The organism is Halovibrio variabilis (assembly GCF_007991175.1).
Classification (GTDB): Bacteria; Pseudomonadota; Gammaproteobacteria; order Pseudomonadales; family Halomonadaceae; genus Vreelandella; species Vreelandella variabilis.
This window is the reverse complement of sequence record NZ_BJXV01000009.1, coordinates 195,390-211,234: the sequence shown is the minus strand read 5'-3', so window position 1 is coordinate 211,234 and position 15,845 is coordinate 195,390. Positions and strand designations below refer to the sequence as shown.

Below are 15,845 nucleotides of genomic sequence, written 5' to 3'. Positions count from 1 at the left end.
TTACCTCACTAAGGTGGCGGAACTCGCGCGAGCCGACTCAGCAGACTGTCCAAGTCTTCGACTTCTGAGTGCCATAGCGTGGCAGGCATCGGTCCTAGTGCCAGAAGTGCTGCCAGGATATCGGTCACCTCTTGATCGCGACTGTGCGTTTGGTTAAAGCCTTCATTCAAACGCTCTACCTGAATAGCAAGGCGCAACGGCTCATCGCTTTGGCGCACACTGCCCAGCGCCAGCATGGAGAGACGTACTCTAAGTCGGGCGAGTGAATCGGCGATGTTGGCATGGTCAGCGGCTGATAGTGGCACGGCGACCGCATGGCGCTGCTGGTTGCGCATGTTATGCGCCTCGTTGAAGACCGCCGGCAGCGATGCGCTGAGCACCGTTTGTGCGTCCACATCGCTCGCGACCCCCTCGTCGAGATACGCTTGGTCAGCGGCCAAGTGGGCATTCACTAACGGCATGATGGCGTGCCATTGCTGAACGGTATCGGCGACCGCTAGGCGGTTTAAACGTTCTCGACGCGCGCGCACAATACCGCTCATGCGACGTTGCATGCCTTCGCTGCGCCGGTTAGGGGGCAGCGGCTCTAGCTGATTGGCCTGCTCAAGGAAGCGGTCCAGGGTGGCCGCTTCGCTGGCGTCGCTAGGCTGCCAGCTATCCATTTGGTCGATCAGTGTTTGCATCTCATCAAGCTGCTGTTGCTGGCGCGCGGCCTGCTCATTTTTATGCGCATCGCGCTGGGCAAACAGCTGGTCACATTCGTGGCGAAAGGTTCTCCACAGCGTTTGTTCTTCGCCTTTGGGGGCGCGGCCTAACGCGCGCCACTTTTGCTGCAACTGTTTGGTCTGCTGAATCCGCTGGGCCAACGGTTGGCTGTCATCGCTGCGCAGCGCGGCCACTTGGCTGATCAGTTCACGCTTTTGTGCGGCGATAGTTTCGGCACGTTGGTCAATTAAGGTCTGCAAGCGGTGACGAATAGTGCCGAAGCGCCGCCCAACGGCCTCAGAGCGCTCCCGGGGCACCGGGCTGTGGTAGCGCCACTGGTGGCGGGCTTTGTCGCGAATTTGCCGTAGAACGTCGGGGTCGGCGTCCTCAGCGGGCTGGTCCAGCAGGGTTTCAAGCTGCTCGCACAGTGCTTCGCGGGCTTGTAGATTCGCCTCGCGCTGTTCGCTTAAGCGATCCCGCCAGGGGGCAAGGCGTTCGTGAATGCGGTCAGAAGCGCTGCGAAAACGAGCGGACTGTTCGCGGTTGGCCGCCGCATCACCCAGCAATTTCCACTCTTTGACCAGTTGGCGGTGGTGGCGGTCGAGTGCCTCCTCTTCCATATACTGATCATCGGCAAGCGCTTCGATACTGGCACACAGCTGCTCGCGTTTCGGTCCGGCGACAAAGCCGCGCCAATCGCGCAGCTCAGCAAGCCGCGCGGCTAACTGTTTTAAGCGCGCTTTGAGCGGTTGAGCGGCGGGGCTTTCGAGCGTTTCGATGCGCTGTTTAAGGCGTTGATGCAGGCGGCTGGCGCTTTTAAAGGCGCCGCGCTCTAGCAGATGCTCAAACGTGTCGAGCTCGGCTGCGTGGGCGTCCAGCGTGGCTTGATCTTCCACTGGCGGCGTTGTCGGGGCGTCTGCTTCGCTTAGCACTGCTTGAGCGCGGGCCAGCAGGCTCGGCGGAGTTAGCGCTTGCGGCCACTGGCACTGGGCAACCTGCGCGGCCAAGCTTGAGTGATCGCCATTCGCCAGGGCGGTTTCAACGGAAGCGCTGACGGCGCACCAGCGTTGCCAGGCCTCTAAACATTGGTCGTAGCGTTGAATGGCGAGCGTATAACGCTGGCGCATGGCATCGCTAGGCGGGTGCATATCGGAAAGTGTCTGCCAGCGTTGACCCAGCAGGTGACGCTGGGCGCGTAGGCTGTCGATATCCTGGGTGGTAATGGTCGTGGCGTGACGCAGGCCGTCGAGGGTCTCTTCGAGACCTTCGAGCAGCTGCTCGCGCGTGCTGTCGGCTTCGTCGCGGCGCGCTAGGCTTTGCTGGCGAGCCTGCTCTTGGGTCTCATGGTCGTGTAGCGTTTTGCGGCAGTTGAGTAGCGCTTGGTGGTAGCGCTGGTCCTGCTCAGTGTTCGGCGGTTGCGTCAGCTGTTCCCACTGGCGCTGAAGATGGCGAAAGCGCCCGCCATAAAGTGGCTCCCAGGGTGCCCGAGCGTGTTGTTCAAGTTGAGTCAGGAGCGTTTCGCGCTTCTGTTGCTCGGCTTCTAGCCACTGCGCATCGCTACGTAAACGATTGAGACGTTCTCGCGCCAAGCGCACCACTTGGCGGTCGCGGCGCGCCTCTTTCAATAACCGTTTAAGGCCCTCTTCGTCCCCAATGCGTTCGGCTGCCTGATGGCGAACGGCGGCCACACCGTTGTGACAGGCCTGATGAATCAAATCGTTCTCATCAGTGAGCCGACTCAGTGCGATCAAGCGCAAATCGAGGTTGTCGCCCTGCAATGCCAGCGCGTTGAGTACGCGCGGGTCCTCAATACGCTCGACCAGCGCTTGGCGCTGCGGCAGGTCGGTATCGCCTTCGCGTCCGCTTAGCCGTTGGCAAACGGCATTAAACCAGGCTTCATCCTGCTGGTGGTGCGGGTAAGCGTCGACTAAGCCTGCGCAGTCATCCAGAGCCAGCAGCGCGGCGAGCTGAATCTGGCTATCGCTATCTTGAGTGAGCGACTGCAGCGCCTGGCGCTGTTCGCTTTGCTGAGGGTCGAGTCGCTCGAGGGCCTGGCGGCGCACCGCTGGGTCGGGGTGTTGCCACCGAGGTGCGAACAGGCGTCTTAACAGTCCGTGCATGGATCATCCTGCTGTAGGAGGTGCGTAGCGTGAAAAAAATCAGTCTTCGAATACTGGGCGGTTGCAGTCATCGCTGCTGTCGCTTAGCTTGGCATTACTATGCTGTGGTAAGCGGTTATTTTCTAGACCACACTATTACTGTTTCTGAATGGCAGCGTTGCTAAAATACGCAATGCGTGATGGTACGCTACCTTTATCTTATCTAAACATGACAGGGAGTTCGGCCATGAGCCTTAACGTGGATAGTGCCGCAGTGGCCTTTGCCTTCAAGGGCGGCATGCTGCCGATGACCGTCATGGAGCTCAACAGTGCTGACCCGGAGCAAATCCGGCAGCAGTTAGCCGGTAAGCTTTCCCAGTCTCCCGCTTTCTTTCAGCATACACCGGTTGTGCTCAGCGTGGAAAAACTCGATGAACCCCACTTAGCCCTTGAGCGCATTTGTGCCGTGTGCCGTGACCATAAACTGTTGCCGGTGGCAGTGCGCGGTGGCAGCGAGCCGGTACGTCAGTCGGCTTGGGCATTAGGGCTTGGCTGGTTTCCCCCGGTGGCAGAGGCGCGGACACGGGCGCTGGAAAGTGTTAACACCTCGCCGGTACATGAAGTCACCCGTGAAGACACGATGAGCGAAACGCCAGCGCCAGCGGTCGCGACACGGCTCTACCGCGGCACCGTGCGGTCGGGGCAGCAAGTCAGCGCTGCTGATGGCGATTTAGTCGTGATTGGCGCGGTGAATGCCGGGGCGGAAGTGCTGGCGGCAGGCAGTATCCACGTTTATGGCGCGTTGCGTGGCCGTGCGCTGGCCGGCATTCATGGCAATGCCGAGGCGGGTATTTATTGCCGTGAACTGGCCGCTGAACTGCTATCGGTGGCGGGCAATTATAAGCGCTCGGAAGATATTGATGCACAGCTGCGAGGCCAGCCTGCAGAAGTTCACTTTACCCAAGAGCAGCTGGAAATTAAGCCCTTAGGGTAAGGTGTTAACATGAGGTGACGTTGGTGCTTCATACCTAGCGACGCCGCAGGTACTATCCGTTACAGTACGGCATGTTGATGACATTGACGTTCCCGTTTTGCGCAGAGCGCCCAATGACCTGCGCTCGCGACGAACGACTTCAAGAAGGAAGTGACTTTTGGCCAAGATAATTGTTGTGACCTCTGGTAAAGGAGGGGTCGGTAAAACCACCAGTGCGGCGGCCATCTCCACCGGGCTTGCGCTTCGCGGTAAGAAAACCGTGGTGATCGATTTTGATGTGGGTCTGCGTAATCTCGACTTGATCATGGGCTGTGAGCGCCGCGTAGTGTATGACCTGGTCAACGTGATTCAAGGCGAGGCGGTGCTTAACCAGGCGCTGATCCGTGATAAGCGCGTTGAGAATTTGTTTATTCTGCCGGCTTCCCAAACCCGCGATAAGGATGCTCTGACCCAAGAGGGCGTGGCGAAAATTCTGGAGAAGCTAAGAGAAGATTTTGATTATATTCTGTGTGATTCGCCTGCCGGTATCGAGCGCGGCGCGCAATTGGCCATGTACTTTGCCGACGAGGCCATCGTGGTAACCAACCCTGAAGTATCGTCGGTGCGTGATTCCGACCGTATTTTAGGGCTGCTGGCCTCTAAAACTCGCCGCGCTGAGCAGGGTGAAGATCCTATCAAGGAGCACCTGCTGGTCACTCGCTACAACCCCGAGCGAGTGACCTCCGGCGATATGCTGACGCTGGACGATATTCGTGAAATTTTGGCGATTAATCTGCTGGGGTTGATTCCGGAGTCGGACGCCGTATTGCGCGCCTCGAATCAGGGCGTACCGGTGACCCACGATATCTCCAGCGATGCGGGCCAAGCCTATAGCGACACCGTATCGCGCCTGCTAGGTGAGGACATGCCGCTGCGTTTCCACGAGCTGCAACGCAAAGGTCTGCTAAGCCGTATGTTCGGGGGAGGTCGTCGATGAAACTGCTGGAGTTCTTGAAGCGTGAGCGCAGGAAATCCGCCTCGGTAGCCAAGGAACGTTTGCAAATTATTGTGGCGCACCAGCGTAGCCAGCGCGGCCAGCCCGACTATATGCCGATGCTGGAGCGCGAGCTGCTTGAGGTTATTCGCCGTTACGTGCACGTGGACGACGACGCTATTCAAATCTCCCTGGACAGCGAAGACAACTGTTCGGTGCTGGAGCTTAACGTTACGCTACCCAGAAGTTGAGCCTCTTGGCTAGGTCCATGAACTGAAGGCGGGGCGAAAGGGGCAGCGGGTGTGCTAGGCTTGGGCTTTTCATTGCCCAGCGGAGTGTTTATTCATGGCGCCACCCAATGCTGCCCCTGCCAGTTTTCTATGGCATGACTATGAAACCTTCGGGGCGGACCCGCGTCGCGATCGGCCCGCTCAGTTCGCCGCACTGCGCACCGATGCCGAACTCAATGAGATCGGTGAGCCAGTCGAGCTCTATTGCAAACCCGCCGATGACTACCTGCCTCATCCTGCCGCCTGCTTGATTACCGGTATTACCCCTCAAAAAGCCCAGCGCCACGGCCTCCCTGAAGCGGAGTTCGCGGGCGAGATTCAGCGTCATATGAGTGAGCCGGGCACCTGTGTGGTGGGTTATAACAGCCTGCGTTTCGACGACGAAGTGTCCCGCCATCTGTTCTATCGTAATTTACTCGACCCCTACGCTCGCGAGTGGCAAAACGGTAATTCCCGCTGGGATTTAATCGACGTTGTGCGCGCCTTTTACGCGCTGCGCCCGGATGGCATTGAGTGGCCGCTGCGCGACGACGGTGCGCCCAGCTTCAAGCTTGAACATCTGACCGCGGCCAACGGTATTGCCCACGAGGGCGCCCACGATGCGGTCGCCGACGTGCGCGCCACCATCGCCTTGGCGCGCTTACTCAAAGCGCGCAACCCCAAGCTGTTCGATTATTTACTTGGCCTGCGCGGTAAACGCGCGGTGGCCAAGCAGCTTGACCTGCCCAACGCCAAACCGCTGCTGCATATTTCGCGTCGTTACCCCGCCAGCCGGGGCTGTAGCGCCCTGGTCATGCCGTTGGCCGAGCATCCGACTAACCCCAACGGGGTGATCGTCTACGATTTAAGCGTTGATCCCAGTGATTTGCTCAGCATGCCGGCGGCGCAAATTCGTGAGCGGGTATTTGTCAGTCAGCAGGATTTAGCCGAAGGCGATGCGCGTATTCCGCTAAAGGTCATCCATATTAATCGCTGCCCGGTGGTTTTTCCGGCCAGCGCCTTGAAAGACGTTGAAGGGCCCCATCAAGGCGAGTACGGCACCATCGTTGCCCGCCTAGGCTTGGACGTCACCGCCTGCCGACAGCACTGGAAAACCCTGCGCGATGCTAGTGGTATCGCCGCTAAGGTCGCAGAGGTGTTTAGTGCAGGTTACGACGATGCGCCACAGGATCCGGATCTAATGCTCTATTCGGGCAGCTTTTTCTCCGCCGCTGATCGTCAGCAGATGGAGCGGGTGCGCGAGATGGAGCCGTGGGACTTGGTCGGGCAGCGCTTTGCGTTTCAAGACCCACGCCTGGAAGAGATGCTCTTTCGCTATCGCGCACGCAGCTACCCCGAGACCCTGGAAGGCGAAGAGCGAGAACAGTGGGAGGCATTTCGCTGGGCGCGTATTAACGATCCGGCCTTGGCGGGCTTTACGCTAAAGGCGTTTGCGCGGGAAATTGCCCAGTACAATCAGCAAACGCTGACTGATCGCGAGCGCCAGATTTTGGAAGAGGTGGTGATGTTTGTGGAGGCGATGATGCCGGCCCAGGCATTTGACGCCTGAGCCGGTGCCCTTAGATCATTCCTGCAGGGAGTTCAGTTCCCTTCACGTACTTTGGGCAGGGGCGAGCGGGCTTCCCGGTAGGCGCTGATATCGCTGGGTTCATCACCAGGATTAAAGCGGATGTCCAGGGTGCGCTCGCGTAGCGCTGGCCAAAGGTTTTGCATATCCTCCGTGCTCACTTCAAGCACCTGCTCGGCCAGTTGGTCGCGCCGGTCAAAGCGTACTTCATCCAGCGCTGTTGCCTGCCAGTAGCGGTTGGCCATGCCTGAAAGGCTGGTGTCGCGCTCGCGTAACTGGTCGTATACCGCTTGGCGGTAAGATGTCAGGTCTTCGTCGCTCAGTTGTTCAAGGCGTTGGCTGGCTTCGTCTAGAAACGACTCCATCCGCTCGGCAATCGTGCCGCTTTCAACGTCGGGAGATTGCACCATGAGGGCAATGCCCGGGGCTTCAAGCAGCGGCGAATAGCCCGCGTTAACGATGTAGCCAAGCTGCTGCTCGGTGCGCAGTTGCTGATAGAACGGCGTTTCCAGCCACTTGGCAATGACCCTGGTCGTGGCCTGCTCCTGCAGCGTTTGATCGCGACCTTGCAGATAGCGCAGTACCAGCGATTCTTCCCGCGCGCTGTGGGGGTGCAGCACGCGGTGCTCTTCACTAACGGCGAGGGGGGTTAGGTTGGCAATATCGTTGCGGGTCAGCCGCGGCGTTAGCTCACCACGCATCAACTGTGTCTGATCGCGGGCAAGCGTCTCGTCGAGGTTGCCAACGGCCATGGCATCGACGTACAGAGCATCTAAAAAGCGTTGGCGGAAGTCTTCCAGGTGGCCGCGGTCAAAACGGTCACTGGCCGCGAGTAACTCAGCGGTAGACCACTGCGGGGTCAGCAAGGCTTCGCCTAAAGTACGGCTGGCTTGGCCATAGAGCGACGACTGGGAGGCGTTGCGCCACTCGCGCTGCAGCTGGTAACGCACGCGCTCAAAGGCGTTGTCAGTGATCTTGGCGCTTTTTAGCTGCTCAAGGGCCTGTTCAATCAGCGGGGTTTGGCCATCCCGCCAGCCTGAGAACGATAATGTGATGCCCCGGGCGTGGGGGTAGGCGCTAAAGGACTGGCCCGCCAGCCACGCAGGGTAGAGCGATTCGTTGAGGCTGTCGTTGAGCCAGCTGGCGAGCAACCGAGTGAGCACTGCCTCTTCAGCCGAGTAGCTGGCGGTGGGGTTTTGCAGGCTGACCCGCCACTCAACTTTCGGGGTATCAAAGCGGGCAACCTGCATGTGCCAAGCGGTAAATGAAGGCGTGTCGATCAGCCGGCTAGGCTGCTCGTCCTGGCCCTCTAGCAGCGTCAAATCGCTGGCAATAAAGGGGTTGGGGCCAGGGAGCGCCAAACCGCTAAGGGCCTGGCCCGGCTGGTCGGGCGTTTGTTTTTGCCACTGGGTATTGAACCACGGCGATACATTGTCGCCCTCGACATCCGGCGCGGAGTAAACGCGCAGCATGTTGTCTTGGGTTAAGGCGTCCAGATAGGTCTGCTGACGCTCTGTGTCGGGGCCATCCATACGGTAAGCCGCGTACTGCACGTCTTCCACTGGGTAGCGCGATAGGTTCATGGCCAGGCGGGTGGCTTCCTGCTGCGGGGCGCCTTGTTGCTGAAAGCGGAAATTCTGCTCGCTGAGTTTGGCTTGTTCTTCGTAGCGCCAAGCGGCGAGGCCGTCGTTGCGTAGTTGCTCAATGGCCGCAAACAGGGTCGCTTGAATATCGTCCAGGCGCTCGGCGCCTGCCGGTGTCAGGCTGATCGAGACAGTGAATAGCGCTTGGTTGCCATCACTGCGGCCGACACCTGCGGAAAGTCCATCGGCGAGCCCAGCCTCGCGCAGCACCGCTAGCAGGCTGCCATCACCTTCATGGCCCAGTAGATGAGCGATAAGCTGAGCCGGTTTGGTGCGGTAGTCGTCGGTGGGGTCGGGCACCGGGAAGTAGAACCGCAACTGACGACGATCCTTCAACGACTGTCGCTCAATATAAAGGGGTAGGGTATCGTCTTCCACCAGCGGGACGTCAACGGTGGGGACGCTTAAATTGTTGTCGGGAATCTCGGCAAAGCGTTCGGCGACCAGCTCTTCGAGCTGATCCAACGGCTGTGGCGCCACAATCGCTAGGTTCATCACGTTGGCGCCGTAGTGCTGGTGGTAGAACTCGATGATCCGTTCGCGCAGGTTCGCTTCGCCTTCTGGCGGGCTGGCCAAGGTCTCACGGCTACCTACGGCAAAACCGGTGGTGGGGTTTTCAGGGTTAAGCAACTGGTTAAGTACATCGTTTTCCCGCCGCGACTCGTCACGAATACGCGCCATATACTCCGAATGAACGATATTGCGCTCGCTTTCAAGTTTCTCGGCGTTAAACAGCGGCGAGATGAAGAATTCGCTGAAACGGTCAAGGGCACCGGGCAGTGCCGATGGCTCAATGTCGAAGAAGTAGTTGGTGTCCTGCTGGGCGGTAAAGGCGTTGTGAGAGCCCGCATTATTGGAAATATAGCGCTGGTAAGCGTCAGGTTCTGGATAAGGTTCGGTGCCCAAGAACAGCATGTGCTCAAGAAAATGCGCTAACCCTTGAAGATCGTCGGGGTCTTGCGCGCTGCCTACGCGTACATTCATGGAGGCCGCTGCTTTGTCCGCCTCCGGGTCGCTGACGAGTAGCACGTCAAGGCCGTTTTCAAGCGTCAGAACGCGGTAGTCGCGGCTATCAAAAGGGCTAGTGATGGGGGTGACAGTGTCAGCCACAGCGTCGGCAACGGCGTCATCGTTAGCGGCTAACGCGAATGGCGCCATGGCGCTGCTGGCGATAACACCCAGCAGTGCGCACGCGGGGAGGTGGCGCCAGCGTTTCAAACAAGTGGATCGTAACATTACGGCTCCTGAGACACAGCCCAGCGCAGCATCGACCCAGTCGGGTGGGCACAGCTCGATGCCTGATAGGCAGGATTATTGACATGCTTAGATACCGGAAAAGCGCCCAACAGTTCCAACGGCGCGGGGGATAATAGCGAATTAAGCGTTTGGGGGTCGGTATCCGGGTTGAGCCACGCGCTCAGCGCGTGGTCGGGAATGACGACCGGTAAGCGGTCGGTTAACGGTGATAATAGCAGGTTAGCGGGCACGGTGATCAGTGCGGCGGAGTCGGTGAACGCCGTTAACGTGGTGTGGTAGCGGCACCATAGTGCCCCCAGCAGCAGCGGTGCGCGGGATACCTGGGTGACTAAATAGGGCTGCTTGCTACGCGGCTGAGTTTTCCAGACATAGAAGCCGCTGACCGGAATCACGCAGCGGCGCGCATTAAAGGCGTCGCGAAACATCGGCCGTGATTCAAGGGTTTCGGCCCGGGCGCAGTGGGGCGCGTGGTCCAGCACCTCCAGCCAGGGCGGCGTCAGGCCCCAGAAAAGCGACGCTAGCCGATACTGCCCCTGTTCAAGGCGAATCGCCGAGATAGGCCGCCGTGGCGCCAGGTTGGGCGACTCCACCAGCGGTTCAGCGTTGGTGAGTGTGGGTAATAAACGGGTCAGCGGTAGATTTTGCACATGCAATCGCCCCGTCATACCTATCTCCTGTTGATTAGAATCTTCCTGGAAATTAAGCAGAATCGTCGAGGAAGTGACCCTGGATAGCCGGGGATGTCGCGCAATAAAGCACGAAATGGTGTGTTTTAGTGTCGAAAACAGTGTTCGATGTAAGGTATCCTATCGTATCCCCTGCTTTGGCTAAAGTGCAGTGAGGCCCTCCTTTTTGTTTGCCGTTGACCTAAGAGATCGCCATGGCCCGTCCTAGACAGCATGCGCCCGATGCCCTCCATGCGCAGGTCATGCACGCTTGTGATGAGTGGTTGGCTGAGCAGCCAGTCCATGGTCTGTCACTGCGTGCCCTGGCCAGAGACGTCGGCTGCGCTCCCAGCACGCTGCTTAAGCTATATGGCAGCTTTAATAACTTATTGCAGCACGTCAACGTTGAAACCCTGGCGCGCTTACAGCATACCATTACCAGCTTGGCCGACGATGACCCGGAACCCTGGTTGCGCTCGCTGGCGCGCGCTTACTGGTTTTTCGCCGAGCAGGACTGCTACCGCTGGCAGCTGTTGTTTGATTACCCGCTGGCCCAAGAAGGCGAGCTTGATCAGCGTCAGAGCGATTTGATTGAAGCGCTGTTTACCCAAGTGGAAGCGTCGCTCAAGGCTTATCAGCCTGCGCTGGATGATCTTGAAGCACGCTGTTTGGGGCGTACTCTATGGGGCAGCGTGCACGGGCTGGTTCAGCTCGGGCTTAATGAGCGTTTGGGCTACTGGCAAGGCCAGCAATTGAAGGTCGAAGAGCTACTGGATCAGTTGATGAGTACTATTCTGGCTGGCTTGCGTCATCATGAGGACGGGTCGTGAGCGGGTGGGTCAAGGTGGCCCGCAAAGTGCTGCGTGGGCTGATTTTTATCTCAATGCGGCTGTGCTATCGGCTGCAGGTACACGGCCGTGAACACATCCCCCGGCAGGGGGCGGCACTGGTGGTCTGCAACCACGTCAGTTTTATGGATGCCCTGATACTCGGCGGCGCTAGCCCCAGGCCGCTGCGCTTTGTCATGGACCAGCCGATTTTTGATTCACCGTGGCTTAAGTGGTGGTTTCAATTGGTTGGCGCGATTCCCATTGAGTCCGAGCGACGCAGCCCGGGCGCTTTACGGCGCGCCCTGGATGACGTCAGCGCGGCGCTGCGCGATGGCGAGGTGGTGATGGTGTTTCCCGAGGGAAGGCTAACGCCGGATGGTGAGATACATGCCTTTCGGCGCGGCTTGGAGGCGATACTGGCCCGGGACGACGTGCCGGTGATTCCAGTGGGGTTGGCAGGCCTATGGGGCTCCTGGACTTCCCACTATGGCGGCAAAGCCTTTAAGAAGTACCCCAGGCGTTTTCGAGCGCCGGTGAGCTTACGCTTTGGGCCGCCGCTCAATCGCCTTGAAGCCGATGATATGGCGCTACGGCGGTTTCTCGAAGCCCGGGTCAGGGCGTTAAAAGCGGCGGCAGATCAGGATCTTCCTGGCCGCCGAAAAGCGCGGTCTTTGCTATAGTAACGTGCTTGGTGTGCGGGCTAATGGTACCTAACGGCGCGGCACTCTGAGCTGCTGCCAGCAGCGCGCCGAGGTAATCAGGTTGTCGCGAATCTCCAGAATCTCCATGCGCATATTGCCAATCTGCAGGCACACAGGGCCCTCGGGGAAGGACTCCAGGTGCTCAAGAATCAGCCCGTTGAGCGTTTTGGGCCCATCGGTAGGCAGCTGCCAGCCAAGCATTTTATTAATATCACGGATCGTGGCGGTGCCTTCAATCACATGGCTGCCGTCGTCCTGCTGGTGAATTTCCTCGTCTTCGGACACGTCGGTGGTGAACTCGCCGACAATCTCTTCCAGAATATCTTCCAGGGTGACCAGGCCATCCACGTCGCCATATTCGTCCACCACAATGCCGATACGCCGTTTCTGCTTCTGAAAGTTGAGCAGTTGGGTATGTAGCGGTGTGGATTCGGGAATGAAATAGGGTTCGCGGGCCTCCTGTACAATCGATGCCTTGGTGACTTCGTCGCGGGAGAGAAAGCGTGCCGCGTTGCGCAGGTGCAGCATGCCGATAATATTGTTGATATCGCCTTTATACACAGGCAATCGAGTGTGCTGGCTGGTGCGGATCTGGGTCAGAATATCTTGGAGGGAATCATCCAGGTCGATACCCAGCACCTCGTGGCGCGGCACCATGATGTCGTTAACGGTGACGTTCTCAAGGTCGAGGATCGACAGTAGCATCGCACGGTGGCGGTAGGGGATCAGCGTGCCGGCTTCATGGACCACCGTGCGCAACTCGTCGCGGGTCAGGCTGTCACCCCCGCTATCGACACTTTTAACGCCCATCAATCGCAATAAGCCGTTGGAAACGGCGTTCACCAGCCACACCAGCGGGTAGAGCAACTTTAACATCGGCTCAAGGGCGTAGGAGGTGGGGTAAGCGATTCGCTCGGGCTTGATGGCGGCGTAGGTCTTGGGGGTTACTTCGGCGAAAATCAGAATGGTAATGGTCAACAGGGCGGTAGAGATCGCCGGGCCGGACACCTCACCAAAAAAGTGAATGGCGATAATGGTAGCAATCGAGGCGGCCAGATTATTGACGAAGTTGTTGCCGATTAGAATGACGCCGATAAGCCGGTCTGGGCGAGCGAGCAGACGCATGACTCGTTTGGCTCTGCGGTCACCACTGTTGGCTTGATGGCTCAAACGGTAGCGGTTGATCGACATCATGCCGGTTTCAGAACTGGAGAAAAACGCAGAAAGCAATATCAGTAAGGCTAGCAGGCCGAACAGTAACCCCAGAGGGAAGTCGTCGCTCAAGTCGAAAGGTCCTTTGTGGCGGATTAGGCTCGATTTGTAGAAGGTCGCGAGTGGTGTGTCAAGACAACCAAAGGAGCGTTTTCGCCCCGTTAGCGGTTGAGTCGCTATCGATTGAGTACAACCTCAAGCACGAACTTGCTGCCAAAATACGCCAGTATCAGCAAGCCGCAGCCGCCCAGCGTCCAGCGTACGGCGCGCATGCCGCGCCAGCCAAAGCGGTAACGCCCGATTAGCAGCGTGGTAAAAATCACCCAAGCCAATAGCGACAGCACGGTTTTGTGCGCCAAGTGCTGGGCAAAGAAGTTGTCCAGAAAAATAAGCCCGCTCGCGATGGAAAGCGTCAGCATAATGATGCCCGCCCACACCAGCTCAAAGAGCACCCGCTCCATGGTGGTCAGCGGCGGTAACGATTGCACAATGCCGCGAATATGATGATGGCGTAGCGCCTGATTCTGCAGGCCGACCAGCACGGCTTGAACGGCGGCAATCGCTAATACGGCAAAGGCCAGGGCAGAGCTTATCGCATGCAGTAAAATGCCCGGCGTCAGGCCGGTTTGGCCGCCTTGGTTGGGCAGCCATGTGGCGGCCATCAGGGCGATACCCGCCAGCGGAAACAGCGCAATGCCGGCGTTAAGCACCGGTTTGAACAGGCTGGCCACCAACACGACGTTCACCGCGACCGCCATGAATAGCGTGGCGCTGGTGGTAAACCCTGGCAGCAGGCCGGGGGATTGGCCCAATAGCTTGACCACCACAGGAATATGCAACAGTAAGCCCAGTACAGCGAGCAGGCGCACCATGCCTTGGCGGGGCGGCACCCGCCGGAACAGGGTCATGCCTTGCCAAATGGCAGCGGCAACGTAAAGAACAAAAGCAATCGTGGCGAAAGGGAGCGCCTGCATGATGCTATCCGTGCGCCTTGCAGCGCGTTGCTGTGAATAAATAAACGAATTAAGTGTGATGATGACGAAAATATCCAACTACTATAACGAATCCAAGCGGCGTCGCCCAGCAGGGTAAACGCACGAAAATAGCCATAGGCGCTGAATGCACCCCATGGAGACTCAAAGCATGAGCGCGTATAATCTTTTTACTATTAGTCCAGGGCGTACGCGCCAACGGCAGTGACGGAGGCAGAGAGGCCCCATGTTCCAGAATCTTAGTGAGCGTCTTTCCCAGACGTTAAAGTCGATTAAGGGTCAGGCCCGCCTGACCGACGACAATATTAAAGACACCCTGCGTGAAGTGCGCCGCGCCCTGCTTGAGGCCGATGTAGCCCTGCCGGTCATCAAGGAATTTATCGAGCGCGTACGCGAACGGGCGGTCGGGCAGGAAGTGTCCAAAAGCCTGTCGCCAGGCCAGCAGTTCGTCAAGATCGTTCAGCAAGAGCTGGAAGCGATCATGGGCGAAGCCAACGACGGCTTTGTGCTTAAAGGCTCGCCCGCCGTTGTATTGATGGCCGGCCTACAGGGCGCGGGTAAAACCACCTCGGTGGCCAAGCTGGCCCGCTACCTGCGCGAGCGCGAGAAAAAGAAAGTATTGGTGGTGTCTGCCGACGTTTACCGCCCGGCGGCCATCGACCAGCTGGAAACCCTGGCCAAAGAAGTCGCGGTGGATTTCTTCCCCTCGCGCTCTGACCAACAGCCGGTCGCGATTGCCGAAGCGGCGATCAAGCACGCCAAGATCCAGTTTCACGATGTAGTGCTGATCGATACCGCTGGCCGCTTGGCGATCGACGACGCCATGATGGCGGAAATTCAGGCGCTGCATACGGCGGTCTCACCCCAGGAAACGCTGTTTGTCGTCGATGCCATGACCGGCCAGGACGCCGCCAATACCGCCAAGGCGTTTAGCGAAGCGTTGCCGCTGACCGGGGTGATCCTCACCAAAGCCGACGGTGATGCCCGCGGCGGTGCGGCGCTTTCCGTCCGCCACATTACCGGCAAGCCGATCAAGTTTATGGGGGTCGGTGAAAAAGTCGACGCCCTGGAGCCGTTCCACCCAGACCGCGTCGCCTCGCGCATCCTGGGTATGGGCGACATGCTGTCGTTGATCGAAGAAGCCGAGCGAACGGTTGATAAAACCAAAGCCGACAAATTGGCCAAGAAGGTCAAAAAGGGCGATGGCTTTGATCTGGAAGATTTTCGCGACCAGCTTCAGCAGCTCAAGAAGATGGGCGGTATGGGTGGCCTAATGGGCAAGCTGCCGGGTATGGGCCAGATGGCTGAAATGGCCCAAGGCCCTGGCCCTGAGAAGGAGCTTGGCAAGCTGGAGGCGCTGATTAATTCGATGACGCCGAAAGAGCGCCACAAACCGGATATTATCAACGGCTCGCGCAAGCGTCGTATTGCCGCCGGTGCAGGGCTGCAAGTCCCTGATCTGAACCGCCTGCTCAAGCAGCATAAGCAGATGCAGAAGATGATGAAAAAGGCAGGCCAAAAAGGCGGCATGCAGAAAATGATGCGCGGTATGTCGGGCATGATGGGCGGCGGTGGCCCGGGCGGTCCAGGAGGAACGGGCGGCCCTGGTGGCATGGGCGGTATGGGCGGCTCCGGTGGATTGCCGCGGCGCTAATTCACGCCCAGCTCGCTGGGTAAGGTTGACGGCCTAAGAGTTTTCTGGCTGTCAGGCTTTCCAAGCCGAGCGCATTTGCGTAGAATGCGGCCTCTTCATGCGTGGGTGTTGCCCAAATACGTCAAAAACGTCGCGGTCGCAGCGCTCAGTGAAGGCCTTAATGGTACTAGGCGAGTTTCTTTATGACGCACGCTTAGCGCCAAGAAAACAGCACGACGAGTGTTCCGATAGCGGCTTGCGCTATAACCACACTCTCGTAACCT

At 58.6% G+C, this 15,845-nt stretch carries 12 protein-coding genes; 7 read left to right on the top strand and 5 right to left on the bottom strand.

The features are described from left to right. Window positions 1-8: 8 nt before the first annotated feature. A complete protein-coding gene (locus HVA01_RS09210) occupies window positions 9-2,825 on the bottom strand; it encodes a DUF349 domain-containing protein (protein WP_146875016.1) in 2,817 nt (938 codons plus the stop codon). Window positions 2,826-3,051: 226 nt separating this feature from the next. On the opposite strand from HVA01_RS09210, the gene minC reads away from it, so the two are divergent. The 4 genes from minC (at window position 3,052) to sbcB (ending at window position 6,610) form a co-directional block, all read left to right on the top strand. Next, window positions 3,052-3,798, top strand: coding sequence for a septum site-determining protein MinC (gene minC / locus HVA01_RS09205; protein ID WP_146875015.1), 747 nt, complete (start codon window positions 3,052-3,054; stop codon window positions 3,796-3,798). A 157-nt stretch (window positions 3,799-3,955) separates the two neighbouring features. Beyond that, the gene (gene minD, locus HVA01_RS09200) at window positions 3,956-4,774 is read left to right on the top strand and encodes a septum site-determining protein MinD (protein ID WP_146875014.1); all 819 of its coding nucleotides are present in this window, start codon (window positions 3,956-3,958) and stop codon (window positions 4,772-4,774) included. Next, window positions 4,771-5,022: a cell division topological specificity factor MinE gene (gene minE / locus HVA01_RS09195; RefSeq protein WP_146875013.1), complete on the top strand. Its 252-nt coding sequence runs from the start codon at window positions 4,771-4,773 to the stop codon at window positions 5,020-5,022. Before minD ends, minE begins: the two co-directional genes overlap by 4 nt. 94 nt (window positions 5,023-5,116) lie before the next feature. Then, window positions 5,117-6,610: an exodeoxyribonuclease I gene (gene sbcB / locus HVA01_RS09190; RefSeq protein ID WP_146875012.1), complete on the top strand. Its 1,494-nt coding sequence runs from the start codon at window positions 5,117-5,119 to the stop codon at window positions 6,608-6,610. Between the two features lie 32 nt (window positions 6,611-6,642). Here sbcB and HVA01_RS09185 read toward each other — a convergent pair whose 3' ends face one another. Both HVA01_RS09185 and HVA01_RS09180 read right to left on the bottom strand, forming a co-directional pair. Beyond that, window positions 6,643-9,507: an insulinase family protein gene (locus tag HVA01_RS09185; protein ID WP_146875011.1), complete on the bottom strand. Its 2,865-nt coding sequence runs from the start codon at window positions 9,505-9,507 to the stop codon at window positions 6,643-6,645. Continuing rightward, window positions 9,507-10,193 carry an SOS response-associated peptidase gene (locus HVA01_RS09180; RefSeq protein ID WP_146875010.1) on the bottom strand — a complete coding sequence of 229 codons (687 nt, stop codon included), beginning with the start codon at window positions 10,191-10,193 and terminating at the stop codon, window positions 9,507-9,509. The genes HVA01_RS09185 and HVA01_RS09180 overlap by 1 nt, the downstream gene beginning before the upstream one ends. A gap of 215 nt (window positions 10,194-10,408) precedes the next feature. Between HVA01_RS09180 and HVA01_RS09175 the strand changes: the two genes are divergently transcribed. Together HVA01_RS09175 and HVA01_RS09170 are read left to right on the top strand one after the other, a co-directional pair. Further along, window positions 10,409-11,023, top strand: coding sequence for a TetR/AcrR family transcriptional regulator (locus HVA01_RS09175; RefSeq protein ID WP_146875009.1), 615 nt, complete (start codon window positions 10,409-10,411; stop codon window positions 11,021-11,023). Between the two features lie 53 nt (window positions 11,024-11,076). After that, a complete protein-coding gene (locus HVA01_RS09170) occupies window positions 11,077-11,703 on the top strand; it encodes a 1-acyl-sn-glycerol-3-phosphate acyltransferase (protein WP_371860141.1) in 627 nt (208 codons plus the stop codon). A 30-nt stretch (window positions 11,704-11,733) separates the two neighbouring features. Here the strand turns inward: HVA01_RS09170 and HVA01_RS09165 are convergent, their stop codons facing one another. Together HVA01_RS09165 and HVA01_RS09160 are read right to left on the bottom strand one after the other, a co-directional pair. Next, window positions 11,734-13,008 carry an HlyC/CorC family transporter gene (locus HVA01_RS09165; protein WP_146875007.1) on the bottom strand — a complete coding sequence of 425 codons (1,275 nt, stop codon included), beginning with the start codon at window positions 13,006-13,008 and terminating at the stop codon, window positions 11,734-11,736. Window positions 13,009-13,112: 104 nt separating this feature from the next. Next, complete coding sequence (locus HVA01_RS09160; RefSeq protein ID WP_146875006.1) at window positions 13,113-13,910, bottom strand: cytochrome C assembly family protein; 798 nt, start codon at window positions 13,908-13,910, stop codon at window positions 13,113-13,115. A gap of 244 nt (window positions 13,911-14,154) precedes the next feature. On the opposite strand from HVA01_RS09160, the gene ffh reads away from it, so the two are divergent. Beyond that, window positions 14,155-15,582 carry a signal recognition particle protein gene (gene ffh, locus HVA01_RS09155; RefSeq protein ID WP_146875005.1) on the top strand — a complete coding sequence of 476 codons (1,428 nt, stop codon included), beginning with the start codon at window positions 14,155-14,157 and terminating at the stop codon, window positions 15,580-15,582. The last annotated feature ends 263 nt before the right edge of the window (window positions 15,583-15,845 follow it).